The sequence below is a fragment of the Streptomyces sp. NPDC053513 genome, assembly GCF_044544765.1.
Classification (GTDB): Bacteria; Actinomycetota; Actinomycetes; order Streptomycetales; family Streptomycetaceae; genus Streptomyces; species Streptomyces litmocidini.
The window spans coordinates 32,374-56,088 of record NZ_JBITXP010000036.1; the positions used below are offsets into that span (position 1 = coordinate 32,374).

At 71.4% G+C, this 23,715-nt stretch carries 23 protein-coding genes and 1 pseudogene; 15 read left to right on the forward strand and 9 right to left on the reverse strand.

Translation table 11 applies throughout. The annotated features are described in order from the left end of the window. Positions 1-599: 599 nt before the first annotated feature. Positions 600-1,061, reverse strand: a complete 462-nt coding sequence (locus ACIGW4_RS35305; protein ID WP_399585608.1) for a transposase — start codon at positions 1,059-1,061, stop codon at positions 600-602. On the opposite strand from ACIGW4_RS35305, the gene ACIGW4_RS35310 reads away from it, so the two are divergent. Next, on the forward strand, positions 967-1,392 hold the full coding sequence (locus ACIGW4_RS35310) for a DUF1622 domain-containing protein (RefSeq protein ID WP_399585611.1): 426 nt from the start codon (positions 967-969) through the stop codon (positions 1,390-1,392). The two genes, ACIGW4_RS35305 and ACIGW4_RS35310, sit on opposite strands and share 95 nt — an antisense overlap. Continuing rightward, positions 1,389-1,649: a hypothetical protein gene (locus ACIGW4_RS35315; RefSeq protein WP_359588066.1), complete on the forward strand. Its 261-nt coding sequence runs from the start codon at positions 1,389-1,391 to the stop codon at positions 1,647-1,649. Before ACIGW4_RS35310 ends, ACIGW4_RS35315 begins: the two co-directional genes overlap by 4 nt. 645 nt (positions 1,650-2,294) lie before the next feature. Here the strand turns inward: ACIGW4_RS35315 and ACIGW4_RS35320 are convergent. Next, positions 2,295-2,729 (reverse strand): hypothetical protein, encoded by a 435-nt coding sequence (locus ACIGW4_RS35320; protein ID WP_399585614.1) that lies wholly within the window; start codon positions 2,727-2,729, stop codon positions 2,295-2,297. Positions 2,730-2,964: 235 nt separating this feature from the next. Between ACIGW4_RS35320 and ACIGW4_RS35325 the strand changes: the two genes are divergently transcribed. Further along, the gene (locus tag ACIGW4_RS35325) at positions 2,965-3,495 is read left to right on the forward strand and encodes a hypothetical protein (RefSeq protein WP_399585617.1); all 531 of its coding nucleotides are present in this window, start codon (positions 2,965-2,967) and stop codon (positions 3,493-3,495) included. A 422-nt stretch (positions 3,496-3,917) separates the two neighbouring features. Next, positions 3,918-5,258: a hypothetical protein gene (locus ACIGW4_RS35330; protein WP_399585619.1), complete on the forward strand. Its 1,341-nt coding sequence runs from the start codon at positions 3,918-3,920 to the stop codon at positions 5,256-5,258. Positions 5,259-5,265: 7 nt separating this feature from the next. On the opposite strand, the gene ACIGW4_RS35335 is transcribed toward ACIGW4_RS35330, so the two are convergent. Continuing rightward, positions 5,266-7,404, reverse strand: coding sequence for an ATP-binding protein (locus ACIGW4_RS35335; protein WP_399585621.1), 2,139 nt, complete (start codon positions 7,402-7,404; stop codon positions 5,266-5,268). 765 nt (positions 7,405-8,169) lie between these two features. Between ACIGW4_RS35335 and ACIGW4_RS35340 the strand changes: the two genes are divergently transcribed. The 3 genes from ACIGW4_RS35340 to ACIGW4_RS35350 all read left to right on the forward strand — a co-directional run bounded on the left by ACIGW4_RS35340 (position 8,170) and on the right by ACIGW4_RS35350 (position 10,547). Next, positions 8,170-8,673, forward strand: coding sequence for a hypothetical protein (locus ACIGW4_RS35340; protein ID WP_399585623.1), 504 nt, complete (start codon positions 8,170-8,172; stop codon positions 8,671-8,673). 430 nt (positions 8,674-9,103) lie between these two features. Further along, positions 9,104-9,973 (forward strand): RNA repair domain-containing protein, encoded by an 870-nt coding sequence (locus ACIGW4_RS35345; RefSeq protein ID WP_399585626.1) that lies wholly within the window; start codon positions 9,104-9,106, stop codon positions 9,971-9,973. Between the two features lie 193 nt (positions 9,974-10,166). Continuing rightward, positions 10,167-10,547 carry an alpha/beta fold hydrolase gene (locus ACIGW4_RS35350; RefSeq protein WP_399585629.1) on the forward strand — a complete coding sequence of 127 codons (381 nt, stop codon included), beginning with the start codon at positions 10,167-10,169 and terminating at the stop codon, positions 10,545-10,547. 317 nt (positions 10,548-10,864) lie between these two features. Here ACIGW4_RS35350 and ACIGW4_RS35355 read toward each other — a convergent pair whose 3' ends face one another. Beyond that, positions 10,865-12,775: a hypothetical protein gene (locus tag ACIGW4_RS35355; protein ID WP_399585630.1), complete on the reverse strand. Its 1,911-nt coding sequence runs from the start codon at positions 12,773-12,775 to the stop codon at positions 10,865-10,867. A 26-nt stretch (positions 12,776-12,801) separates the two neighbouring features. Between ACIGW4_RS35355 and ACIGW4_RS35360 the strand changes: the two genes are divergently transcribed. From ACIGW4_RS35360 to ACIGW4_RS35370, 3 genes are all read left to right on the forward strand, one after another. After that, positions 12,802-13,596 carry a WD40 repeat domain-containing protein gene (locus tag ACIGW4_RS35360; protein ID WP_399585631.1) on the forward strand — a complete coding sequence of 265 codons (795 nt, stop codon included), beginning with the start codon at positions 12,802-12,804 and terminating at the stop codon, positions 13,594-13,596. Between the two features lie 373 nt (positions 13,597-13,969). Continuing rightward, positions 13,970-14,566: a hypothetical protein gene (locus ACIGW4_RS35365; protein ID WP_399585632.1), complete on the forward strand. Its 597-nt coding sequence runs from the start codon at positions 13,970-13,972 to the stop codon at positions 14,564-14,566. Between the two features lie 209 nt (positions 14,567-14,775). Further along, positions 14,776-15,408, forward strand: coding sequence for a class F sortase (locus tag ACIGW4_RS35370; RefSeq protein WP_123459470.1), 633 nt, complete (start codon positions 14,776-14,778; stop codon positions 15,406-15,408). A gap of 210 nt (positions 15,409-15,618) precedes the next feature. On the opposite strand, the gene ACIGW4_RS35375 is transcribed toward ACIGW4_RS35370, so the two are convergent. Then, positions 15,619-16,110, reverse strand: coding sequence for a MarR family winged helix-turn-helix transcriptional regulator (locus ACIGW4_RS35375; protein ID WP_359588077.1), 492 nt, complete (start codon positions 16,108-16,110; stop codon positions 15,619-15,621). Between the two features lie 10 nt (positions 16,111-16,120). Continuing rightward, on the reverse strand, positions 16,121-16,486 hold the full coding sequence (locus ACIGW4_RS35380; RefSeq protein ID WP_399585637.1) for an alcohol dehydrogenase catalytic domain-containing protein: 366 nt from the start codon (positions 16,484-16,486) through the stop codon (positions 16,121-16,123). Positions 16,487-16,575: 89 nt separating this feature from the next. Here ACIGW4_RS35380 and ACIGW4_RS35385 point away from each other — a divergent pair. Then, positions 16,576-17,511 (forward strand): annotated as a pseudogene (locus ACIGW4_RS35385) (AraC family transcriptional regulator). Here ACIGW4_RS35385 and ACIGW4_RS35390 read toward each other — a convergent pair. From ACIGW4_RS35390 to ACIGW4_RS35400, 3 genes are all read right to left on the reverse strand, one after another. Then, the gene (locus ACIGW4_RS35390) at positions 17,454-17,834 is read right to left on the reverse strand and encodes a histone-like nucleoid-structuring protein Lsr2 (protein WP_399585639.1); all 381 of its coding nucleotides are present in this window, start codon (positions 17,832-17,834) and stop codon (positions 17,454-17,456) included. The pseudogene ACIGW4_RS35385 and the gene ACIGW4_RS35390 sit on opposite strands and share 58 nt — an antisense overlap. 78 nt (positions 17,835-17,912) lie before the next feature. Further along, entirely contained in the window at positions 17,913-19,178 is a 1,266-nt protein-coding gene (locus ACIGW4_RS35395) for an ATP-binding protein (RefSeq protein WP_398707104.1), read from the reverse strand. A 77-nt stretch (positions 19,179-19,255) separates the two neighbouring features. Next, on the reverse strand, positions 19,256-19,915 hold the full coding sequence (locus tag ACIGW4_RS35400) for a response regulator transcription factor (protein ID WP_123459325.1): 660 nt from the start codon (positions 19,913-19,915) through the stop codon (positions 19,256-19,258). Positions 19,916-20,004: 89 nt separating this feature from the next. Here ACIGW4_RS35400 and ACIGW4_RS35405 point away from each other — a divergent pair, with 89 nt between their 5' ends. Genes ACIGW4_RS35405 through ACIGW4_RS35420 form a run of 4 tightly spaced genes read left to right on the forward strand, consistent with a single transcriptional unit; the run spans position 20,005 to position 23,715 of the window. Beyond that, positions 20,005-20,499 carry a hypothetical protein gene (locus tag ACIGW4_RS35405; protein ID WP_123459324.1) on the forward strand — a complete coding sequence of 165 codons (495 nt, stop codon included), beginning with the start codon at positions 20,005-20,007 and terminating at the stop codon, positions 20,497-20,499. Then, on the forward strand, positions 20,496-21,713 hold the full coding sequence (locus ACIGW4_RS35410; protein ID WP_399585642.1) for a peptidoglycan-binding protein: 1,218 nt from the start codon (positions 20,496-20,498) through the stop codon (positions 21,711-21,713). The genes ACIGW4_RS35405 and ACIGW4_RS35410 overlap by 4 nt, the downstream gene beginning before the upstream one ends. After that, entirely contained in the window at positions 21,713-22,474 is a 762-nt protein-coding gene (locus ACIGW4_RS35415) for an ABC transporter ATP-binding protein (protein WP_359588087.1), read from the forward strand. Before ACIGW4_RS35410 ends, ACIGW4_RS35415 begins: the two co-directional genes overlap by 1 nt. Further along, the gene (locus ACIGW4_RS35420) at positions 22,474-23,715 is read left to right on the forward strand and encodes an ABC transporter permease (RefSeq protein WP_399585644.1); all 1,242 of its coding nucleotides are present in this window, start codon (positions 22,474-22,476) and stop codon (positions 23,713-23,715) included. Before ACIGW4_RS35415 ends, ACIGW4_RS35420 begins: the two co-directional genes overlap by 1 nt.

The following is a 23,715-nucleotide window of genomic DNA, read 5'->3' on the forward strand; positions in this document are numbered from 1 at the left end:
CAGACGCAGCCCGGATGGGTGGGCAATGACTCGGGGACTCGGCGGAGAAGGTTGTTGTCAGTCGACAACCCATCTACCTGAGGCTTCGTCGTTCCGTCACCGGAACCCCTCGCTCTCACGGCCAGGTTGGAAAGGGCTCAGTGTCTCCAATGCCGGGGACCAGACGTTCTTGTGGGAGAAGGAGTATGCAGGCTGAGGACGACTTTGAGAACCGCGCCTTCGTCCTGGCCGCCTCGCGGCTGCTCACCACGACCGGTGGCGCCGAGCGCCCGGCTCCCCGGCTCCCCGGCTCCCCGGCGACGGTCCTGGCCGCCTGGGACACCCACCGCCACAGGCGCTCGGGGGGCGGCGAGCTGTCCGTCACCATCGCAGCCGCCAACGACTACTGGGTTCGGTCTTCAAACGGATCTCGACCAGAGCAGGAACGGCACCAGGATGACCGCCTCTTCGTAGGAAGTGGCGGTCTTGCCGTACCGGGTGGCGATGCCTCGGAAGTGCTTCAGTCTGTTGAAGCACCGTTCCACGGTGTTGCGCCGACGGTGCGTCTCGCGGTCGAAGCCGGGTGGACGGCCGCCCTGGCGGCCGCGGTTGTGTCGGTGTCATTGCCGGTCGGCCTTCTCGGGGAAGACGTGTACGACCCCGCGTTTGCGCAGGTAGGCGCGGAATCCCCGAGAGCTGTATGCCTTGTCTGCGATCACGTGGGCGGGGCGGCAACGCGGGCGGCCTGGCCCGAGATGCGAAACACGGATGCGTTTCAGCGGCGATTGGGCACAGATACCGTCGTGACGTTGGACGGGTGCGATCAGGATGGCCAGGGACCGGCCGCGGCCGTCGCAGGCGAGGTGGATCTTGGCGGTCAGGCCTCCACGGGATCGGCCAATGGCGTGACCGTCCAGTCCGGCTCCTTCCCCCCCGCCTGGGGGTGGCGAACACGAAGCAATGCATATGTATGCTGAGAATGGCTCTATGTCCGAGGAACTGCTGCCGGAATCAACGCTGCGCGATGTCGTCGACCTGGCCGTGCGTCTCGTCGAGTTCGCCGGTGCCCTGATCATCTTCATTGGCGCGGCCTGGGCGTTCGTCCAGTTCGTCGGCTACGGCACGGCCAGGCTACGCAACTGGAAGGGTTTTACGGGCGCCGCGTTCGGATTCAACCGGATCCGGCTGACCCTCGGTCGCTTCCTGGCACTCGGCCTGGAGTTCCAGCTGGCCGGAGACATCCTGCGCACGGCGATCGCGCCCTCCTTCACCGAGATCGGGCAGCTGGCCGCGATCGCCGCGATCCGGACCGGCCTGAACTACTTTCTCGGCCGGGAGATCGAACAGGAACGCGAGGAGATCGAGCGACTCTCCCCGCAGGTGGATCCGAAGACTCCGGGAACCGCTCCGTGACCGCGCTCATGACACAAGCCGCCGTTCTGATCACGGCGTTCGGACTGGTCAGCGCAGTGTGCGTCGGCATGCGGCTCCGCCGAGTGCAGCCCAGCGTGGCGGTACTGACAGACTTCCTCGTGGCGGCCGGCCTCATCCACCTGGCCGGCCGGCCTTCCTGGACATCCCTCGCAACCGCCGCGGTCGTCATCGGCGTGCGGCTGATGGTCGACTCCGGCTTGCGAACGAGGCCGGAGCAACGACCCTCAGCGCGGTGAGACACCCCTCTCCTCGAACAGGGCCGGTCACGGGCAAGACCGGCACAAGGGCAGGGAGTCAGATGGAAGCCGCCGCGTTCATCGCCTCTGGGTGGATGGCATCGGCGGCTTCCTGATCGACGTGCCCGACCTACCGATTCAGCGATGGCGCCATACGACCGACCAGCCCCGGGGAATCCCCTCTGCATGCTGCGCCGCGAGGATATATAGATAGAACGCGAATTCGAGCCCAATGGTCTCGCAGTGGCCCTGTCGGTCCCGGCCGGGAGCATGCTGCCGCAACAACCACATCATCGGCGAGTTCGCGTCCCCGGGGGCACACCTACGGAACCGTCCCGGTCGACGTGGAGGTCGGCCAGGTGTGGACGTCCTGCCCGACCGTCCCGCCGAGACCTCGGCCGCCTGGCTGCGCGACCATCCCGGCGCCGAGATCATCATCCGAGACCGGGCCCCGCCTGCACCCGTTCCACGAGCTGCCGCGGACGCAGATCATCGAACGGATCCGGCACCGCCAGGCACACATCCGGAAACTCATCGCCACCGGCTGGACCCTCAGCGCCACCACCCGCCGTCTCCACCTCGACCGCAAGACCGGAGCGATGTGCGGCCAGGCATCCTTCGCGCCCCTCCGGCCCGGGCTCCCACTCAGGGTGAGGAGCGGTCAGGTCGCCGCAGCGGTTCGGGAATCCGGCGGGCCTCCCCGCTCACCGCGCTGTCCGTATCCGATGTCAACGCCGAGCAAAGCGCCGCGAGCCGTTCTCCGTCCTCCTCGGACCGACCGCAGGCATTGGGGATCGCGGCATCAAGGTGATCGGCAGTGTCGTCATCCGCGTCGGCGAACGCGGTCAGCACCCTACGCAGACCAAGCGCGTCCCAGCGTTCGAGCAGAGCCTCCGCCGTCTCTTGAGTGACGAAAGTGTCGCGAGCATCCAGCAACAGCCGCTGCAGGACCTCGGCCGCCTCGGGGACCTCCGCGAAGGCCGCCAGACGCCGGCCCGTGGCCGCTCGAACAGACCAGGACGCCGAAGTGGCCTCCTGAAGGAGTAGGTCCAGCTCGTCACGAGACTCGGAACGGGTCATGCCCCTCACTCTGACACGCCTCCCTTCACTCGTACGTTCGACCCTCGCACGATCGCGGTCAGAGCCCATGACGTGGAGCTCCACAGGCAGTCCTGGCTCAGTCCTTCGCGGTCACCGTCTGGCGCCGTGACGAGACGCCAAGACGTACGTGGGGCGGATGGGGACGGCGGTGTCCTGGTCGGCTGCGGCCTTCTGGAGCTGCCCCGTTCCCGCTTGTCTGCGCTATCCGCTGCTCGTGGCTTCGACCGTGGTCGCCGCCGCCGAGATCGCGTTCAACCTCGAACGCACCCCCAAGCACCTCGTCGCCCGCATCCTCACGGCCTGGTCGATCGGCCGGCAGGCCTCCATCGCCCCCTGCACCGCGTTCGCCGGGCTGCTCGCCGCGGCGAGCAGCCCCCGCACCGCGCTCACGACGACGGGTCCGCTCATCCTGGCCACCCCGCTCCTGCTTCCCCGGCGCGACCGGACAGCAACGGCAGGACCCGGAACTCTCCCTCCGCCCCGCACGGCGCACCAGGCCGATTCATTTGGATCACTCCCACCGGCCGAAGTTGTCGTCGATGATGTCCGTGTGACTCACCGCATCAGCGTCTTGATCTCGTCCTTCGGTCTTCTTGCCGGCATGTTGTTGCTCCTCCTTGCCGTTCGTGAGTACCGCTCCGGGGCGTCGCCCCTCTGGATCGGGGCTGGGGCCGTGATCTTCCTGGGTGCCTCGTACGCCCTCGTACAGGACGTGCGACGGCTCCGATCGGGGCCTACCACCTGACAAACAGCACCGTTCCGACTGCGGATAGGGTGTTCGCGCGACGACACCATGCTCGTTCAGGAGGTTACGAGTGGGGCCAGAACCCCCGGCTATTCGCGTACCGGTCGGGGAAGGGTCCGGTCAGTGGACGAGCCGAACGACTCAGCGGCGAGTCCTGCTGGTGGTCCACAACGTCACCTCGGCCGGCCGCCTGCTGGATCTGGTGCCGCTGTTCCACGACGACTTCCGTGTCCAGCTCCTGGTCACTTCGACGGGCTCCTCCGCGTTCCAGGAGGGCATCCGCGAGCTCTTCCACGATCTGCAACTGCCCGAACTGCCCTGGAAGCAGGCCCTTTCCACTCCGGTGGATCTGGCGATCTCAGCGAGCTTCGGTGGCGAACTCGATCTGATTCACGGCAACTTGGCGGTACTTTCGCACGGAGTTGGATACACTAAAAGGTTGGGCAAGCCGGGAGCCGACGTTCGGGCTGTCGCCGGAGTGGCTCCTGTCCGACGGACAGCCGTTCGTCGATGGGCTCGTCCTCTCCCACCCCGAGCAACTGGAACGCCTGGCGCGGGTCTGCGCGGAGGCGGTCCCCTCGGCCGTACTCGCCGGGGACCCCTGTTTCGACCGCATGCTCGCGGCGCGTCCGTACCGGGACAGGTTCCGGCGCGCGTTGGGGGTGCGCCGGGGGCAGCGGCTCGTCGTCCTGAACTCCACCTGGAACCCCGAGGGGTTCTTCGGCAGCGGGGGCGGACAGGACGTCCTGCCGTCGCTGCTGCCGCGGCTCGCCGCGGAGCTGCCGGCCGACGACCACCGGCTGGCCGCCGTCCTCCACCCCAACATCTGGTACGGGCACGGTCCGGGCCAGATCCGGGCGTGGCTCGACCGGGCCCAGCGCGACGGGCTGACACTGATCGACCCTGTCCACGACTGGCGACAGGCCCTGCTCGCCGCCGACCTCGTCCTCGGGGACTTCGGGGCGGTTTCCTACTACGCCGCCGCCCTGGGCACGCCCGTCCTACTGGCCGCCGACGGGGCGGGCGTGCTCGATCCCGGGACACCGCTCGCGGAGTTCGTCCGGCGTGCGCCCCGAGTCGATCCCCGCGCCCCGCTCCGTCTTCAGGTGGAGCGCGGAATCAGTGCGCATCGCCCTGATCCCTCACTCGCCGGGTCCGTCACCTCGGAGCCGACGCGATCGGCTGAACTGCTGCGGCGGCACTTCTACGCCCTGATGGACCTTCCCGAGCCAACCGCGACCGCGTCCCTGGAGCCGCTCCCTCTCCCTCCGTACCGTCCGGGGAAGGTGACGTCCCCGCTGTCCGTGCGGACCCGGTTGGAGGGGACGGACATCGTCGTCGAACGGTCCGCCGGGCATCCCGCCGGGGCCGCCGGCGACGCGCACCTCGCCGTGCACGAGGAGACGCGGCGCCCCGGCGACCTCGACGTGGCCGACGTGATCACGCGCGACGGGCAGGCGGACGATCCCCGGCTGGGCGGTCCCGCCGCGTGGACCGACGAGGTGCTGCGCCGGCATCCCCACTGCTCGACGGCCGTGTACGTGACGGGCCCGCACGCCTGCGTCGTACGCAGTCGGGGGCGGCACGGCACGTTCCTGCTGTCCGCCGACACCGGCGCCGGAGCGGACGCGGACCCGGCCGCGTACGCCTCCGCCTTCCACGTCTGGCTGGCGTACGGCGGGGCGGTCCCCGCCCAGGGGATCGTGCTCCGGATGCACACCGCCACCGGTGTGCATCCGTTCCGGGCGGAGGCGAGCGGCTGAGGCGCCGCTACCGGGCGGTGCCCGCCTCGCACCGCCGTCGCAGACCGGCGAGGTAGGCACGGTGTGGGGCGGCGGAGGGAGGCAACAGGGCCTCGGCTTCGGCGATCCCGGCCAGTGCCGCCGTGTCGTCGCCGGCGTCGTGGAGCGTCTCCGCCAGATCCGTGAGGGCACGGGCTCGGTTGTACGCCTCCGGTGGTGCTCCGGTGCGTCCCGCGAAGAAGTCCACGGCGCGGTTCAGGCACCGTCGGGACTCGTCCAGCCGATCCATACCGCGCAGGGCCCGTCCTTGATGGCGCTCGATCAGAGCGAGGGCCCTCGGGAGGTCGGCCACGCCTTCCTCGCCCGGGCCGATCCTCCGGTAGACGGACTCGGCCTCGGCGAACCTCTCGTACGCCTCCTCGTACGCCCAGCGGTTCAGGTTCAGCAGGCCCAGCAGTTCCACGGCCGACGCCTCGCCCCGAAGGTGGCCGGCCGCACGCTCGTACGTGACGGCCGCCCGGGCGGCCCGGTTCGCCTGCTCCCACCGGCCCGTCTCCCCCAGGCAGTGGGCCAGCTGGAAGTGGAGCGCCGCCGCCATCCGCTCGTCCGCGCGGCTCTCCTCCGCGTGTCTCGCCGCGTCCCGGAGGGCCGGGAGCACCTCGTCCCAGTACCCCGCCTTCAACTGCAACGGCCACAGGGAACGGGCCAGCCACAGGGCCGTGTCGGTTCGCCGGTGCTCCTCGGCCACGACGACCGCCCGGGCCACGTTGGTCACCTCGGCGGCCAGGACCGCGATGCCATCGGTGACGGATCGGGAAGCGGCCCGGTACTCCTCCGGCACCTCGGTCCGCCAGCTCTCCGGCAGGGCCGCGCGGGAAGCGGGCAGCACCAGCGCGAGCAGCGCTTCGAGAACCCGGTCCACGGCATCCGCGCACTTCCCGATCCCGTACTCGGCGGTGGCGGCCTCCGCCAGCTGCCTTCTGATCTCGGGCCGGAAGCGGTACCGCAGGTCGGGCAGGGCTTCCAGGAGGCCGACGTCCGCCGCCTCGTCGAGCAGCCGGGCGGCCGTCGCCTCGTGGAGGTCGGCAGCGGCCGCCGCGATCGTGGCGCTGATGGACGGCCAGCCGCCGAGCGCCGTGAGCCGGCACAGGCGCAGCGCCTCCGGGCCGAGCCGGAGCGACGCGACGTGCGCGGCGGTCCGTACGGGATGGTCCGGCCACGCCCCGGTCCGATCGGCGGGTGTGGACTCGGGCTCGTCGCGGGTGAGCAGCCGCGCCTCCGCGTGGAGGGCGAACGCGTTGCCCCGGCAGCGTTCGAGCACCCCGGGCAGGTGCGTCCTGACCCGCGCGGCGTGCTCCGGCCCGGCCACCTTCCGCACGAGCTGCTTCGCGTGCCGGTCGGACAGCGGCGGTACGGCGATGCGCTCGGCCTCCAGCAGCAGCGGCGGTCCGGACACGACCACCACCAGCAGGACGTCGGGCGTCGACGGTACGAGGGAGCGGACCTGCGCCAGCGAGGTCGTGTGGTCGATGACCACGAGGGCCCTTCGCTCCGCGGTGAGCTGTCGGTACAGCCGTTCGCGGCCCGCCTCGGTGGCCGGCATCCGGTCGGGATCCACGTCCATCTCGCGTAGCAGCCGCAGCAGAACCGCCGCCGAATCCGGGCCGGTCTCCCCGGACGTGTCGCGCAGATCGACGTAGTACTGCCCGTCGGGGAACCGGTCGCGCGTCTCCGCCCCCAGGCGGAGCGCCACCGAGGTGGAACCGCTGCCCGCGGGACCGGACAGCAGTACGACTCGTGGCCGGCCCTCCCAGGGGCGGTCGGCCTCCCGCAGCAGTTGCTTGAGCACCTTCTCCTGGTTCGTGAACGCCCACGGGGCCGGGGGCATGACGCCCCGGGACGGTTCGCCCGCCGTGTCCGGAGAGCCCTCCAGCATCAACGCCCATTCGCCGGCCCGCCGCGGATCACGGCCCAGCCGCGCGTGCACCCGCTCCGCCAGTGCCCGGCGGTCCTCCGCACCGGTCGGCAACGGGGTCTCCCGGCCGAGGGTCCGTCTCACCAGTGCCCCCGCCGACAGGGACAGGTTCTTGCCGATCTCCCCGGCGGCCCCGTTCCCCACTCCCAGCAGAAACGTGGTCAGCGCGCTGAGCGCCACGACCTCCAACACGTCGGCCCCTCCCCCTGATCGCCGGTCCGTTCCCGCCGGACTGTATCGCCGCGTCTCCGGATCGCGGAAACCTCCGCGCCTCGGCAACTTCCCTACCTGGCGCGATACATGTGATGCCCGAACGCATCGGAACCGGAAAGGTGAGCCGCCCGCCACCAAGAGAGCCGACTCTGTCACCTTGCCCACCAGGACGACGCCGTAGGGGACGCAAGCGAGCAGGTTCGATCGCTCCTCCTGGGCGCCAACTCTCCGGAACCAGCCTGCGCCGTATGAACGACGCCTTGTACAAGTGTTGTGGCGTCCTCTTGGAGACGTACGAGTTCACCCGGTCCGATCGCCGTACGGGAAGGGTTTCTCGGCGACCGCCGCCTTTGAGCCCCTCGGCCCCATCGGCCGGCCACCGTCACTCGTTCGGTCGGAGGCACTGCCGGAACGCAGCCCGTTGCGGTCACGGACGACGTGAGTCCTCGATCTGAGCTTGCCTCGGTCGGTCGGTCGGATTCGGCCCGGGGCCGAGACGGCCTGACCCTGGGTCTTCTGAAGGCGGGTGATCTGCTGTGCGATGAGCGCGGACGGGGAAGCACGTACAGCCCTCACGCACCTTCGCGAACGCCTCTTCGGCACCGGAACCTCCGTAGCTGGAAGACGGAGGGACGATGAAAGGCGCTTATACGCATGATCCAGTGGCTCGTCACCCAGCCTTGGCCGGGTGGTCAACGGCCGGGTGATCAACGGTGTCAGTGATCGGGGCTACGGTTCCCGGTCATGGGGTTCTCGGGGTCTTTCATCGTGGCGCGAGCCGACCGGCCGCTGACGGAGTTGGCGGCGGTACGGGCGGCGGACTGTGTGCCGTTGTGGTCGGCGTGCGATGGCGAGTGGCAGATCCTGGAAGTGTGTCCCATCGCGGATCCGGATTCTTCGATCATCGGCGAGACGCGCGCGTCTGTCCTGGTCTGTCACGTGGTCGACAGCGACTTCGCGACCGTTCAGGCAGCGAGTCCCGATGGCCTGTCATGGCAATGTGCTTTGTCGCCGGAGATGGCCCGGGGTTACGGCCTCCCTGGTGAGTGGATCGGCGATGCGGCCGAAGTAGGTGAGCGAGCTGCGGCCTGGGCTCGAGGGGCCGGCCTTCAGCCGGACCCGCTGGCACTCAGAGCCGCCCTGGTGGCTGAGTGTGATCCGCTGGCGGAGGACCTGGTCTTCGCGCTCGTTCACGCCCTGGGGTTCCGGTTCCGTGACGCGGTCGACCTGGAACCGCCGACGGTGTGATTCAGTGCCCGTTCGCACACTGCCGCGTCCTGCCGGGTCACCAACCGAAGTGCTCAGAGCGGTCGCGCGACCTGCTGCTCGTCTGTCGGCAGACTGTCTCCAAGACCTGATCTCGGAGGTGGTCGCGGGGCGTCGGCCGAGTGTGTTCGTCCGGCCGGTGAGCGATGGAGGATGGCCGGAGGCTGCAGCGGATCAGCCGGACCGCGAAGGACCCGGTGAAACTCCGTCGGGCGATCGTGGTGCTGATGTCCGCCCAGGGCCAGACGGTCAGGGACACCACCGCGCTGATGCAGGTTGGTGAGGACCACGTCCGCGATGTCGTCCACGCCTTCGCCCCCCGTCAGGACTGCGGCAATGTGGGCAGGCCAAACACCGGCTTGCAGCGCCGGCCGGGCGCGCGGCACCCTGATAGTCGAGGGCAGGTGCTGACGTGCACACCAGCGACGAGATCTACCACCGTGTGCTCTGGGACCCGCGGTTCGACCCCGAACGGTTCGTGATGGGGATCACAGAGCGCGGGGCCCAGCCGAAGCGTGTCCTGCTCGGCGACTTCGTGCCGGGTGGGGAGATTCCCTGGCACCGGGTGATGTTCTTCGAGGCGGACGGCCAGGTCGTCTGGGACCGTGCCTCCGGCGTCGACCGGCTCGACGAGACCCTCGCCGGGCAGGTCGGTCCCGTGCCGGCCCCGGCACCCGGCGACGTCCTCGCCGTCCCGCCGACGAACCGCACCGCCGTCGCCTGGCTGCCCCCGGCGGAGCTGTGGCCGCCGATCCAGCACATTCGCCGCGAACACGACCGGCAGATCCGTCGCTGGCCGCCGCACGTCAACGTGCTCTTCGGTTTCGTCCCCGAGGCCGAGTTCCCCCGGGCCCTGCCCCTGGTCGCCGCGGCACTCGCCGAGACGCCGCCGTTCACCGCCCGCCTGGCGGGCGTCCACTGGTTCGGCCACCGCGAGGACGCCACCGTCTGGCTCGACCCGGCCGCCGCCGGCCACGAGCCCTGGGCACGGCTGCGGGAGTCCCTGGAGCTCCGCTTCCCGCTGTGCGGGTCGCATTCCCACGGCTTCACCCCGCACCTGTCCCTCGGCCGTGCCTCGGACCCGCACCCCCTCGCCCGCAAGGCGGAGGCCCTCCTCGGTCCCATGACCGCCCGGGTCGACGAGCTGGTCCTGCTCTCCCGACACGGCGACGAGCCGATGCGGGCCCGGGCCCGCGTCCTGCTCGGCAGCGGCGACGTACACCACCTGGAGGAACCGGCCCTTCCGGGCCGTCCTCCGCCGTCGCCGTCCCCTCCAGAGTGAGGATCCCCCGCTCGCACCCCCTCGAAGGAACACACCGCCCACTGTGCCTCGACGAGGACCTTGATGGAGGTCCCCTGTGGGACCATCCCCCGCGGGAGCAGGGAGCAGGGGGCTGTCCCGTGTCTCTTCGGTCCATGGCCGTTGCCGAGGGGTGACCGATGAGTTTCACGGGCCGCTACGGTCTACCCCCGCAGTGATCCTGGTCGATCTGCAGGGTCATGGACGCACGGCGGACATCGACCGTCCGCTGCGGCCGGAGCTGACGGCGGCCGACACCGCTGCTCTGCTCAAGTACCTCGGTGTCGGGCAGGGCGACCTGCTGGGCAGTTCCACAGGGCCGGACGTCGCGCTGCGGGTCGCGGTTCGGCACCCGCAAGCGGTGCGCGGGCTCGTGGTCGTCTCCACGCCCTGTCGACGGAGCGGCTGGCACCCGGAGGTCGTCGCGGCGATGGACCGGATGAGTGCCGAGGCCACAGACATGATGAAGCAGCCCCCGGTCCACGAGCTCTGCTCCCGGCTCGCCCCCCCAGGCCCCAGGACTGGCCTGTACCGGTCGGCAAGACGGCCGAGCTGAAACAGCAGGACTACGACTGGAGCGCCGAGATCCCCGCGATCACCGCACCGACCCTGCTGGTCTTCGGCGACGCCGACGCCATCCGTCCCGCCCACACGGTGGAGTTCTTCTCCTTGCTCGGCGGCGGGCTGCGGGATGCCGGCTTCGACGGGTCGGACCGCTCCAGCGCCCAGTTGGCCGGCCTGCCCTGCGCCGGCCACCCGGAGACCGGGGCACCGAGCACCCTTGCCGCACAGCCGTCTCCCACGTGTCACTTCGTTCACAGGGGGCGCAGGTGGTCGGGGCGCGCGTCACGGCCGTGCTACGGGTTGGCGGTGTCAGCGCCGGGCTGCCGCGGCTGCGTCCAGGATGCGGTGCAGGACGGGGACCGGGATCGCCGGATTGGCGACCGCCGCGCGTGCCGTGTCGGCATCGTGCAGCAACCCGGCGAGTACGCGGGCCGGCAGCCGCGGATTGCGCATCACGGTCCCGCGGACATGGGCCGCCGGGTCGTTCAGCAGCCGCACCGCGTCGGCCGGTGACAGCCGGGGGTCCTCGGCCGCGCGGCGGCGCACCTCGGCTTCCGGGTCGCGGGAGAGGCGTGCGACGTCGGCAGACGTGGACTCAGGATCGTCCAGAGTCAGGCGGCGCATCCGGCCGCTCGGGTCGTCGGCGTGGCGCAGCAGGCCCGTACGGGGGAAGTTGGGGTGCTTGCGGGGGCGGTCGGGGTGGGTGAAGCTGCCGTCCCACCAGCGCCAGACCTCCAGCAGCGTCTCGGCCGGCGCGTCGTCGCACGATTCGGCGAGGAACAGGCGGACCGTCCGGTCTTCGTCCCGCGCCAGACGCTCCACCACGTCCGGTGGAAGGTGCCGGGCGCGGGCCACGCTTCGCCGGATGAGCGGGTGGGACGACACGGCGAGGCGGCGCATGGCGTCTGCGTCCCCGTGCAGGCGCTCGACCCAGGGCAGAGTGTGCGACATCGACGTCGGGTCGAATTCGTAGCGCACCGCGGCACGCTGCTCCTCGCTGAGGTCGGACCGCAGTGCCACCGTCGAGCGGATGTCCTCGGAGGAGTCCTCTGCCAGGACGGCGACGCCGTGTGCGCCGAGCCGCGGGTTGGCGGCCAGTGCTCGGCGTGTCTCCGCGTCCCCGTCCCGGAGCAGTTCTGCTTCCAGCTCGGGTGAGAGACGGCACTCTTCGAGTGCGCGCCGGGGCTCGGGCAGTACGGCAAAGACCTCACGAGGCATGAGGGTGCCGATGTGGTGGGCGAGCAGCGCCGCCGTACGCACCCCCTCGTCCGTGTCGGTCAGCAGGCGCTCCCGCAGCGGCGCGGCAAGGTGCTCCCACCGGGCGCAGGCGGCCGCCCGCACCCGGGGATCGGCATCGGCCGCGAGGCCCGGGAGATGGCGGGCGGGGAGCCCGGGGAGTTCGGCGGCCAAGGCGCGGGACGGGCCGGCGAGGAGGTCGTCGTACAGGTCCTCGGGAAGTTCGGCGCCCCACATGCCGGCGCGCTCGGCCCACAGCACGCGCCGTCTCGGCGACGGTTCGGCGCGGACCAGACGGGCCCACTGATCGGACGTGAGCTTGGGCCGGAAGGTGTCGGCGGGTCTCGATCTCACCTGCGGATCGGGGTGCGAAACGGCGGCGTCGAGGACGGCGGGGCGGTCGCACCCGTGCAGGAAACCCTCCGTCACGTCCAGCAGCCGGATCAGCAGTTCGTCCGGTGCGGCCGGGTTGGATCCGATTCCTTCCGCCCAGTGCAGAGGCCACGCGTGTCGGCCGGGCACCGTTGCCCACACCCCAGCGCGCTCGGCCTCCGTCTCCCGCCCGGCGGCTGTGGCAGCCTCCTCCAACCGCTCCGGCAGTCGGTCGAGGGCTGTCACACGAGGCCCGTCCGCACCGGGCACCGCTGCCAGAAGCACCTGCCCGTCGAGGGAGAGCGCCACGAACCCGGGATCGCCGGTCAGCCCCGGCACACCACCGCCGGTGCAGCGGACCCGGGTCCACCACGAGTCGTTGCCGCCGATCCGATGCCCGAGGACGGCCACCAGGAACTCGCCGTCGGCGCCTGCAAGGCGGCGCCACCACGAGGCGTCGAGCGCTTCTCGGGCCGCTCCGTCCGGCGCCGCGATCCCTCGCGCGATGCGCCGGCCGGCCTCTGGCGGCAACAGGCTGCCCGGACGTACGTCCTCGACGACCGTGAGTCCGGCGCAGAGGAGCAGTTCGTGGAGTTGCTTTCGGCGTTGCACGCGATCATGATTCCCACCGGCTCACTGTGGGACAAGGCCCTCGGCCCGAACGTGTCGCCCTGCTGCTCCCGCCTCGCCCGCCTCGCCATCGTCGGTATCCGGGACAGCTGCCGGAGGATGACCATGCGGCTCTACGCGGGATCGTCTCCCTCCTGCGCACGGGTGTGACCTGGGCGGACGTGCCGGCCGAGACGGTCGGTCGCAGTGGGGCGACGTGCCGGCTGCGCCTGCAGGACTGGATCGAGGCCGGCGCCCGGCGGTGTACGCCCCGGACTTCAGCCCCGACGGACGCACCCTCGCTGCCGCGGGGCAGGACGGCACCAACTCGGACAGGGGACGTCGCGACCGGCCGGGAGACCGCCGTACTGACCGGTCCGAAGGGGGCGGTACAAGCCGTGCCCTTCGCCTCTCCCGGGGCCACGCGGTTCCGGGACCCGAGGTCCCGGGAGAGCGGGGCCGTACTGCTCGGGCACCGCCACGCCGCTTCCTCACTGTCCTCCTCCCCCGTGCTGGGCCTCCTGGCCAGTGGTGCCTGGAACGGCACCGTCCGGCTGTGGACGACGGGCCCACCGGCTCCCGGCGAAGTCCTGACCAGCCCACATGACCGCCTGAACGCGGTGGCGTTCGTACCCGACCGAGCCGTGGTCGTCAGTGCGGGCAGGGCCGGAACGGTGGAGACGTGGGACGTCGGCGAAGGAAGCCGGGGGTCGGCGATCCCATGTGACCTGGGTCAGCTCAAGGCTCCGGCATGCAGCCCCGACGGCCGCCTGCTCGCCGTGGCGGGGCAGGCCCATGAGGTCGAGCTGGTACGTCTGACCTGACCGGCCCCGACGAAGACGCGCAAGCGACGCCGGGCGACCCTGCTGTGCCGACGCTCCGGCCGCCGCACCGTCGACCGCCGCACCTCGGACCGCGCCTCGGGGCGCACGCCGACTCCCGGGCCGGGTTCGGCACCTGCTCCAAGGCCTCCCACGGCACTGATCGCGGCTTCGCCGTGCGCCGCGAACCGGCGAGACCCGAGCGTCCCAGGCAGGCGGGCCTGACGCCCTTTCGGGTGTACAGGGACGTGCCGTCTTCCCGGATGCACTAGCTCCAGTGGCACGCGGCCGGGCGGCGGCTGACGGTGGGCCATGTCGCTGCGTACGGGAAGCTGACAGCGGGTCAGCCTGCGCAGCGGACGGAAGGAAAGCATCGATGCGCTCTGCCCGCATTCTCTTCGCCGCCACCGCCACCGCCGCCGCCCTGGCCATGACCGCCCCGGGCGCGTACGCGCTCACCGCGGGCGACGAGTGGTCCAAGGACGACTCCGCCCACAGCTGGGAGAAGGACCACGACAAGCCGCACGGCGGCATGCACACCGGCTCCGGCGCCTTGTCCCTCCTCAGCGGAGACGAGTGGTCCAAGGAGCACGACAAGGACGAGAGCGGCAAGAAGGACCACGACAAGGGCAAGGAGCACGAGAAGGACGGGGAGCACGAGAAGGGTGGGGAGCACGAGAAGGACTACGACAAGCCGCACGGCGGTGTCCACACCGGTGGGGGTGCTCTCACGGTGGTGAACGGGGACGACTGGTCCAAGCCCGAGTCCGACTCCTCGTCCAAGTCCGAGGAGAAGAAGGACCACGACAAGGACTGGAGCAAGGAGCACGAGAAGCCCAAGGGCGGCGTGCACACCGGTGGCGGCGGTCTGGCGAGCGGTGGCTCGAACGTGACCGGTGCCCTGGTACTGGCCGGTGGGGTGGCCGCCTTCGCCCTCTACCGCCGCAAGAAGGCCGCTGACGCGGCAGCGTGACCCCCGGCCGGGTGCGGAGGCCGCCTTCCCGACGGCGGCCTCCGCACCCGGCCTCCTTCTTTCGGCTCGCCCTGGGGGGCAGCACCGTCCGACTTCGAAAGGCACTTGTGGTGAAGACCCGACGAGAGGCCGTCGACACAGGAGCACCCCGGCGTGCCATGCGGTGGGTCGTGCCCACCGTGTTCTGGACGCTGGTGCTGGTGGTGCTCATGGTCCTCTTCGGCCCGCGCATCCTCACGTGGAACGCGACCGTACAGCCCCTGCCCGCGGCCTCCTCCCCTGCCGGAAACTCTCCGGCTGCCGCGCCGCAGCCCGCCGCGCCGTCAGTACCGGGCTCCGCGCAGTCGTCACCGAGCGCGTCCGGGACGGCTGGACCTGCCTTGCCGAGGTCGGCTCCCACCCGCCTGATGATTCCCAAGATCGGGGTGGACGCGCCGTTCACCGACCTGGAGATCGGGCCTTCCGGCGCCCTCGACCCGCCGCCGGCCGATGACACGAACCTGGTCGGCTGGCACGCCGCCGGCGCCTCCCCCGGCGAACGGGGAACCGCTCTCATCGCCGGCCACCTCGACACCGCCACCGCCCCGGCCGTCTTCGCCCGCCTCAGCGAGCTCGTGGCCGGAGACAGCTTCGAGATCGCGCGCGCGGACGGCACCATGGCCGTCTTCGTCGTCGACTCCGTGGAGAGCTTCGAGAAGAACGACTTTCCCGAGAAGCGTGTTTACGGGGACACCTCTGCCGCCCTCGTACGGCTCATCACTTGTGCGGGCGCGTACGACCGCACCGTGAGGGACTACACGGAGAACCTCGTCGTCTTCGCCCACCTCGACGTCACTGGCTGACCCCGGGCTGCGCGCGGATATGGGTGCCCCTCCTCGGTGAACCGGTCGGGAGGGAAAGGCAAGGTGCACGAGCGGTGGGAAGCCGGTCGAAGCCGCCGTACGCGGTCACCGAGCGGCGTGGCCTGGCCATGCGGGCGGACGAACTTGGGCTTGTCTTCCAGGCCGCCACCCTCGTCTGGACCTGCGACTGACGAAACCGCAACGAAGCGGCTAGGAACTCCCGTCTCCACCGACATTGGCGATCATCGTGCGCAGCACCTTGAGCGCGGCCACGTACTCCTCGTCACTGATGCCCTTGTGGACCTCCGTGCGCAGCTCCGTGGCCAGCCCGCGCAGCCGGATCCTGGCGGCCTCGCCGGCATCGGTGAGGTGCAGGCTCTGGTCGGCGTCGATCCGTAGCCAGCCGCGGTGCAGCAGTTGGTCGATGACCCGGGGGATCTCGTGCCGGCCGCCGGCGAGGGGGGTCAGTTGGGTGATCACCTCTTCACGGTCGGGTGCCGTGGGGCCGCCGGACACCCGGTTGAGCACCCAGTACTGCGGCTGGGTGACATCGATCCTGGCCATGGCGTCGCGCAGACGCCGGGTCACCGCCTCGTGGACGAGGCCGGTCCAGTAGCCGATGGGCTGGCTGGCCAACGTGTCGTCCGTGGCGGCCGGATCAGCCGGCGCCTGGTCGGTAATGTCGCCGCTCAACGGTTCCATGATCGCGACGCTACACCTCCATCGTGCACGTGGGCGCTGTCGAACGCCGGATCTCCGCGTAGTCGATCACTTGGTCCGCCCCCTGCCGCAGGACCGCCTCGGCGCTCCGAGGACTGGCCATGGCGATCACCTCCGCCCCCGCACCGATCTCCGCCACGGTGCCGGCGACGTCCCAGCCGAGCGCGTAGGGCAGGTCCACAGGGAGGAACTCCTGCAGCATTCCGGCACGCAGAGCGGCCTCGGTGGGGTTGAACGAAGTCGCGGCGACACGGACGAGCACTTCGCCGAAGGCGGGTCGTGGGCGGGGAACGGCTTCGTAGCGGATCACGAAGGTATCGCCGTACTCGTGGATGCGCGCGGTCTTCATCATCGTCATGCCGCGAATCCACGGTCGTGCTTGGAGACGTTCCATGCGTCAGACCGCCCAGTTCATACGCGTGCGTCTTCGGCTCGCATTCTCAGCGCATGGATGTGCTCGGCGACGTGGTCGCGGTGACGCGGACCGGCCGCCCCCGGTCGGCGCATGTGCGATGACACGCCCCGTGGGGCCAGGAGTTCGCCTCCGTCCCCGGTTCGGCGGGCTTCCAGGTGGTCCTTCAGGGGTCCTGCCGGCTCCTGCCTCCGGACGCGGATCCTGTCCGACTGCTCGAGGGCGACGTGGTGTTCTTGCCCCACGGCAGCGGGCACACTCTTGCCGACAGCCCCGAACGCCTGGTGACGGAGCCTGCCTGTGCACCCGACGACCACGAGCCGTACGACACCTACGTCTCGGCCAGGGTCGACCGGACCGGAGCTGGCGGTGCGGTCACCGTCGTGCTCTGTGGGGCCTACCGGCTCGACCCGTCCCACGCTCACCCGCTCCTGCTGACACTCCCGGATCTGGTCCACTTGCCGGCGCGCTCGGACCGCCATCCCGAGTTGCGCTCAGCCGTGCGCCTTCTGGCTGCCGAGTCGGAGAACCCGCGTCTGGGCACGGACGCGGTCGTCCCGGCACTCCTGGCCACACTGCTGCTGTACATCCTGCGCATCTGGTTCAACGAGCGGCTCGCCCGAGGGGATGCCACCGGATGGGCCGCCGCGCTCAATGACCCGCCGGTCACCGCCGCCCTCCACGCCATCCACCGAAACCCGGCGGCACCCTGGACCGTGGCGAAACTCGCTGAGGAGGCCGGGCTCTCGCGGGCACCTTTCGCCAAACGCTTCGCCATGCTGGTCGGCCAGCCTCCCCTCGGCTATGTGACCTGGTGGCGGATGACCACGGCGGCGCGTCTGCCGCGGACATCGGACGCGCCGTTGAGATCCATCGCCGCCCAGGTGGGCTACACCTCCGAGTTCGCCTTCGCTCACGCGTTCAAACGCATGCACGGGACCGCTCCCGGCACGTATCGGCGGAGCAACTGATCGCGAGCGGCGAACCCGAGCACGTTCGACGGTACGGGGCCGGTCGGGCCGTGTAGTCGGGTTGTGCGATCACGAAGGCCTCCCGGGGTGCCCTTGCTGAGGATGTCTGCGGGTATGCGGCCGCGGTCGGGGACTCCGTAGCCGTGGCCTCGTACCCAGGCTCGGATGTCCTTTGGGGGTGCCATGGTGCGGCTCTGTTCCCGTTGCGCAGCGGCGGGTCGGTGGCGGCCATGGCGGTGGTGGCGCCGAGGTGTCCGACGGCGCTGTTGACCAGGCCGATCCCGCTCGAGACGTGTCTCAGGCCAGCAGCGGTCTCGCGCCACAGGGGCGGTGGTCGTCGCAGGGCGTGTCGGGCTTTCTGCCCGGGCCCGGCGGGTGGGGCCCGGGGCCGCGCGGTCCGGTCAGTGGGGTCGGGTGGGGGCGTCCGGCTCGGTGTGTCTGCCGGTGCCGGAGGTCGGCTGGAACATCACTCGCACCGTCAGGCCGCCCCCTTCCTGGTTGGCCGATGCCGTTGCCCTGGCCCCGTGCGCCCGGGCGACGGCGTCGACGATGGACAGGCCGAGGCCCGTCCCCTCCCCCGGCGCGTGGGTGCGTTCGTTCAGTCGGCGGAAGGGCTCGAAGAGCAGCGGGACCGTGTCGGACGGCACGGCCGGGCCGGTGTTGGTCACTTCGATGCCGATGTCCGGGCCGGTGCGCACCTCGACCCGTCCCCGCGGGACGTTGTGCCGCACCGCGTTCGCGACCAGATTGTGCAGGAGCCGCTCCAGGAGCACCGGGTCGCCCTCGACGGTCAGGGGGAGCGCCCGGACGGTGATGCGTACGCCCCGCTCCGCCGCTTCCTCGGCCAGTGCGGCCGCGACCCGCCCGGCGAGTTCGTCCACCGCGACCCGGCGGCGTTCCTTGAGGCCCTGTTCGGAGGTGGCGAGGAGCAGCAGCCCCTCGATGATCCGCTCGCTCGTGTCCGCGACCTCGATGAGCTTCGCCCGCATGCGTGCCACCCGCTGCGGGGACGGGTCGTCGGCGAGTCCGATCTCCGCGGCCGCCCGCTGGACGGCGAGCGGGGTGCGCAGTTCGTGCGCGGCGTTCGAGGCGAACCGCTGCTGGGCGGAGACGAGCCGTTCCATGCGGTCGAGCATGCCGTCGAAGGTGTCGGCGAGCCGCTTGAGTTCGCCGGGCGGCGCGTCGAGGGCGATCCTCTCGTGGAGGTTCTCCCCGGAGAGGCGGCGGGCGGTGTCGGTGATGACGGCGATCGGCCGGAGCACCCGGCCCGCCGTCCACCAGGCGAGCGCGACCGAAAGGACGGTGTAGCAGGCGAGGACGGTCACCGAGACGGTGAGGAGCCGGTCGAGGGCGGCGGACTCGGCCGCGTCGCTCAGCGTCCGCGTGATCGCCAGGGCCTCGCGCGGGGCGACGCCGGTGCCCGCGCTCGGTGCGGGGCTCGCGGGTGCGGCGCTCGGCATTCCGGTGGGGAGGGCGGTCGGCCGGGGCGAGGGCAGTCGTTCCAGCCGCTGCGCCGGTACGGCGGTGGTGACGGCCATGCTGATCGACGAGTACATGCCTTCCTGGACGAGCACGTACACGACACCCGTGAGCAGGGCCCCGGCGAGCACGAGCAGCCCGGTGTAGAGGGCCGTCAGCCGGGCCCGTTCGCTGCGGAACGGCAGCATGTGGTCGGGCCGTGCGCCGAGGGCCGACGGCCGTGTGCGCGGGTGGTGCGGCCACGCGAGGAGCTTCCGTACGCGGTTCACGACGCGATCCGGTAGCCGGCGCCGGGAACCGTCTCGACCACCGGTGGCTCGCCGAGTTTGGCCCGCAGCTTGCTGAGCGTCACCCGTACCGCGTTCGTACGGTAGCTGGTGTGCTCCTCCCAGACCTGTTCGATCAGGTCCTCGCCGCTGACCACCGCTCCCTCGGCTCGCAGGAGTGCCTCCAGTACGCCGAACTCCTTGGGCGACAGGTGCAGGTGCCGGCCGTCGCGGTCGGCCTGGCGGCGGGCGGTGTCCAGGACGATCCCGCCCCGTTCGAGGACGGGCGGCAGTGCGGGCCTGGCGCGCCGGCCGAGGGCCAGGACCCGGGCGAGGAGTTCGTCGTACGCGAAGGGCTTGGTCAGATAGTCGTCGGCGCCGAGCCCCAGTCCCTCGACCCGGTCCCGTACGGTCCCGGCCGCCGTCAGCATCAGGACCCGGGTCATGAGCCGCTGCTCGACCACCCGGCGGCACACGTCGTCGCCGTGCATCCCGGGCAGGTCCCGGTCCAGGACGAGCACGTCGTACTCCCCGAGTCCCAGCTTCCGCAGGGCCTCCAGGCCGTCGGCCGCGACGTCCACGGCGAGTGCCGCCCGGCGCAGCCCCTCGGCGATCATCTCCGCGAGGAACGCCTCGTCCTCCACCACCAGTACGCGCATGACCCCTGTCTATCCGAAGGAGACCTTTCGCCGATGTAAACGAAACCGTGGAGAGAAGCGAAACATCCCCTCGCGGCACCCTCACCGCCATGACGATTCGACGGATCATCCGGACGGCCGCCGCCCCCTCCCTGGCCGCCGCCCTCGCCCTCTTCGCCACCGCCTGCTCGGGCTCCGCCGCGGGCGGGGACGACAGGGGCGCGAACGAGGAGGGGAAGAAGGCCGACCAGGCCTTCGAGCACCGCAAGTGTCTGCGCGAACAGGGCCTCGACGTTCCCGAGCCCAAGCCGGGCGAGAACGGCGTGGGGCTCACCATCAGCGGCGACGGCATGTCGAAGGAGAAGATGGAGAAGGCGTTCAAGGCCTGCGCGAGCAAGGCCGGCGGCGCCGGGCTCGGCAAGGAGCCGACGCAGGCCGACAAGGACAAGGCGCTCGCGTACGCGAAGTGCATGCGCGAGAACGGCTTCGACATGCCCGACCCGAAGTTCGACGGCGGGGCGCAGCAGGCCCTGCCGATGCCGCAGGGCGCGCAGAAGGAGAAGTTCGAGAAGGCCGCCAAGGCGTGCGAAGGCGCGGCCCGATGAGCGGCGGCGCGGCGGGCCCGCACACGGACGACGCGGCAGACCCGCACACGGGCGACATGGCACACCCGCGCACGGGCGACATGGCAGACCCGCGCGCGGGCGAGCGGCGGCCGCTGGGGCGGCGGCGACTCGGGTTCGCCCTCCTCACGGTCGTCGCCCTCGCGGGCGGCGGGGTCGCCGTCACCGCCCTGGTGACGCCGGAGAGGCCCTCGACCGACCGTACCGACGCCAAGGGGCGGCCGCCCGCCACGGCCCCCGTCACCCGGGGCGACCTCGCCGACAGCTCCCGGCGGGACGGCACGCTCGGTCACCTCGGGGAACGGAAGATCAACGCGGGCGGGCCCGGCGGCACCCTCACCTGGATCGCCCCGCCCGGCTCCGTCGTGAAGCGGGACGAGCGGCTCTACGAGATCGACGGCGAGGCCGTCCGGCTGATGTACGGGGACGAGCCCATGTACCGGACCCTGAAGACCGGCGACACGGGCAGGGACGTACGGCAGCTGGAGGAGAACCTCGCCGCCCTCGGGTACACCGGCTTCGACGTCGACGAGGAGTACACGGCGAAGACCGCCGCGGCGGTCGGGCGCTGGCAGAAGTCCCACGACCTGAAGCGGACCGGCACCGTCGGACCGGACCGGATCGCCTTCGCGGGCAGCGCGGTACGGGTCAGGGAAGCGGGCGCCGGCTCCGGTACGGGTTCGGGCGGCGGGGAGCAAATCGCTCCCGGCGACCGCGTCGCACCCGGCTCCCCCGTCCTCACGGTGACCGGCTCCGAGCGGGTCGTGAGCTTCGAGGTGCCGGCCGCGGAGGCCGGATCGGCGAAGCCGGGGACGCGGGTCCGGGTCACGCTCCCGGACGGCACCCGGCTGCCGGGGAAGGTGTCGGCGGTCGGCAGGACCGCGAAGGCGGGTGACGATCCGCAGGACAAGACCCCGAAGATCGACGTCACGGTCTCCTTCGACGACCCGGCCGGGGCCAAGGGCGTCGACCAGTCCCCGGTCACCGTCGAGCTGACCGGCGAGACCCGCCGGGACGTCCTCTCCGTACCCGTCAACGCCCTGCTCGCGCTCCCCGACGGCGGCTTCGGCGTCCAGGTCGTCGAGAACGGCACGGCGAGGGACGTCCGGGTCGAACTCGGCATGTTCGCGCAGGGCAGGGTCGAGATAACCGGCGCAGGGCTGCGCGAGGGCATGAGGGTCGGGGTGCCGTCCTGATGACCCGCACCGTGCCACACGTCGAAGGCCCCGGCCCGATCCCGGGTCCGGTCCACGGCTCCGCCCCCGTCCGGGTGCCGGTCGTCGAGCTCAGGGACGTCGTCAAGGAGTACGCGGGCGGTGTCCGCGCGCTCGACGGCGTCGACCTCACCGTCGGCGAGGGCGAACTCGTCGGCATCGTCGGCCCCTCGGGCTCCGGCAAGTCGACCCTGCTCCACATCGTCGGCACTCTCGACCGGCCGACCGCCGGCACGGTCGCGATCGCCGGTCATGACGTCGCCGCGCTCACCGACCGACGGCTCTCCGCCCTGCGCGCCCGCCACATCGGCTTCGTCTTCCAGGCCTTCCACCTGGCACCGGGCGTCACCGCCGTGGACAACGTCGCCGAGGGACTGCTCTACTCCGGCCTGCCCCGGGCCCGCCGCCGCAGGCTGGCCGCCGAGGCACTGGCCCGGGTCGGCCTCGCCGACCGTACGGGGCACCGGCCGCACGAGCTGTCCGGCGGTCAGAAGCAGCGCGTCGCCATCGCCCGGGCGGTCGTGGGACAGCCCGACCTGCTGCTCGCCGACGAGCCGACCGGCGCTTTGGACACGGCGTCCGGCGAGGCGGTCATGGAACTGCTGCACGCCCTGAACCAGGAGGGCGCGACGATCGCGGTCATCACCCACGACACCGAGATCGCGCAGCGCCTGCCGAGAACGGTCCGGATCCGCGACGGCAGGGTCGTCGCGGACTCGGCCCGGGGAAAGGACGTGGTCTGATGCCCGGCAGGCGCGAGCGGAGGACGTCCAGGGCGGCCGGCCGGCGAGTCGTCGTGCTCAGAGCCCGCCGGCTCGGCCCGCGTGACGTCCTGCACGTCGGTTCGGCCGGGCTGCGGAGCAGGCCCGTGCGGGTGGTGCTGTCGGCGCTCGGGATCGCCATCGGCATCGCGACGATGATCGCGGTGGTGGGCATCTCGGCCTCCAGCCAGGCGCAACTGCTCCGGCGGCTCGACGCCCTCGGCACGAACATGCTGGTCGCCGAGCCCGGAGAGGGGATGTTCAGCGGACAGGAGGTGAAGCTGCCCAAGGACGCCGTCGGCATGGTCGGTCGCATCGAGGGCGTCGAGAAGGCCGGTGCGAGCGGGGACCTCCGGCGCACGGTACGCCGCTCGCAGATGATCCCGGAGGCGGAGACCGGCGGCATCACGGTGAAGGCGGCGACCGTGGGACTGCTCGACGTGCTGCGCGGCACGACGGCGTCCGGCACCTGGCTGAACGCCGCCAACGGTCGCTACCCCTCCGTGGTGCTCGGGCACGTCGCCGCGGAACGGCTGGGCATCGACCGGCCCGGCCGGCAGGTCTGGATCGACGACCGCTACTTCACCGTCGTCGGCATCCTCGACCCCCTGCCGCTCGCCCCCGAGATCGAGCGCTCGGCGCTGGTCGGCTGGGAGAGCGCCCAGCGGCTGCTCGGCTTCGACGGGCATCCGAGCAGGGTGTACGAGCGGTCCACGGACGCTTCCGTACGGCAGGTCCAGCGGCTCCTCGCTCCGACGATCGACCCGCGGAATCCGCAGAACGTGTCCGTGAGCGATCCTTCCGAGGTGCTCAAGGCGAAGGCCGCGACGGAGGGCGCGTTCTCCACGCTGCTCCTCGGGCTCGGCGGGATCGCCCTGCTCGTGGGTGGTGTAGGCGTCGCCAACACCATGATCATCTCGGTCCTGGAGCGACGTCACGAGATCGGGCTGCGCCGCTCGCTCGGCGCGACGCGAGGCCAGATCCGGATCCAGTTCGTGACGGAGTCCCTGATGCTGTCGGGCCTCGGCGGCATCGCCGGCGTGACCTTGGGGGCGGCGGCGACGGCCGTGTACGCCTCCGCGGGCGGACTGCCCTGGGTGGTCCCGCCCTGGGCGGCCGGGGCCGGTTTCGTCGCGACCCTCGCGATCGGCACGGTGGCGGGCCTGTACCCGGCGGTCCGCGCCGCCCGCCAGTCACCGACCCTGGCACTGGCGGCGGCGTAG

Excerpts from the sequence above, each read along its gene's own strand:
- ACIGW4_RS35420 (WP_399585644.1), top strand. The coding sequence starts at position 22,474 with ATGCCCGGCAGGCGCGAGCGGAGGACGTCCAGGGCGGCCGGCCGGCGA.
- ACIGW4_RS35370 (WP_123459470.1), top strand. The coding sequence starts at position 14,776 with ATGGTCCTCTTCGGCCCGCGCATCCTCACGTGGAACGCGACCGTACAG.
- ACIGW4_RS35310 (WP_399585611.1), top strand. The coding sequence starts at position 967 with ATGTCCGAGGAACTGCTGCCGGAATCAACGCTGCGCGATGTCGTCGAC.
- ACIGW4_RS35400 (WP_123459325.1), bottom strand. The coding sequence starts at position 19,915 with ATGCGCGTACTGGTGGTGGAGGACGAGGCGTTCCTCGCGGAGATGATC.
- ACIGW4_RS35365 (WP_399585632.1), top strand. The coding sequence starts at position 13,970 with ATGCGCTCTGCCCGCATTCTCTTCGCCGCCACCGCCACCGCCGCCGCC.
- ACIGW4_RS35380 (WP_399585637.1), bottom strand. The coding sequence starts at position 16,486 with ATGACGATGATGAAGACCGCGCGCATCCACGAGTACGGCGATACCTTC.
- ACIGW4_RS35405 (WP_123459324.1), top strand. The coding sequence starts at position 20,005 with ATGACGATTCGACGGATCATCCGGACGGCCGCCGCCCCCTCCCTGGCC.
- ACIGW4_RS35415 (WP_359588087.1), top strand. The coding sequence starts at position 21,713 with ATGACCCGCACCGTGCCACACGTCGAAGGCCCCGGCCCGATCCCGGGT.
- ACIGW4_RS35340 (WP_399585623.1), top strand. The coding sequence starts at position 8,170 with ATGGGGTTCTCGGGGTCTTTCATCGTGGCGCGAGCCGACCGGCCGCTG.
- ACIGW4_RS35305 (WP_399585608.1), bottom strand. The coding sequence starts at position 1,061 with ATGAAGATGATCAGGGCACCGGCGAACTCGACGAGACGCACGGCCAGG.
- ACIGW4_RS35375 (WP_359588077.1), bottom strand. The coding sequence starts at position 16,110 with ATGGAACCGTTGAGCGGCGACATTACCGACCAGGCGCCGGCTGATCCG.
- ACIGW4_RS35410 (WP_399585642.1), top strand. The coding sequence starts at position 20,496 with ATGAGCGGCGGCGCGGCGGGCCCGCACACGGACGACGCGGCAGACCCG.
- ACIGW4_RS35320 (WP_399585614.1), bottom strand. The coding sequence starts at position 2,729 with ATGACCCGTTCCGAGTCTCGTGACGAGCTGGACCTACTCCTTCAGGAG.
- ACIGW4_RS35395 (WP_398707104.1), bottom strand. The coding sequence starts at position 19,178 with ATGCTGCCGTTCCGCAGCGAACGGGCCCGGCTGACGGCCCTCTACACC.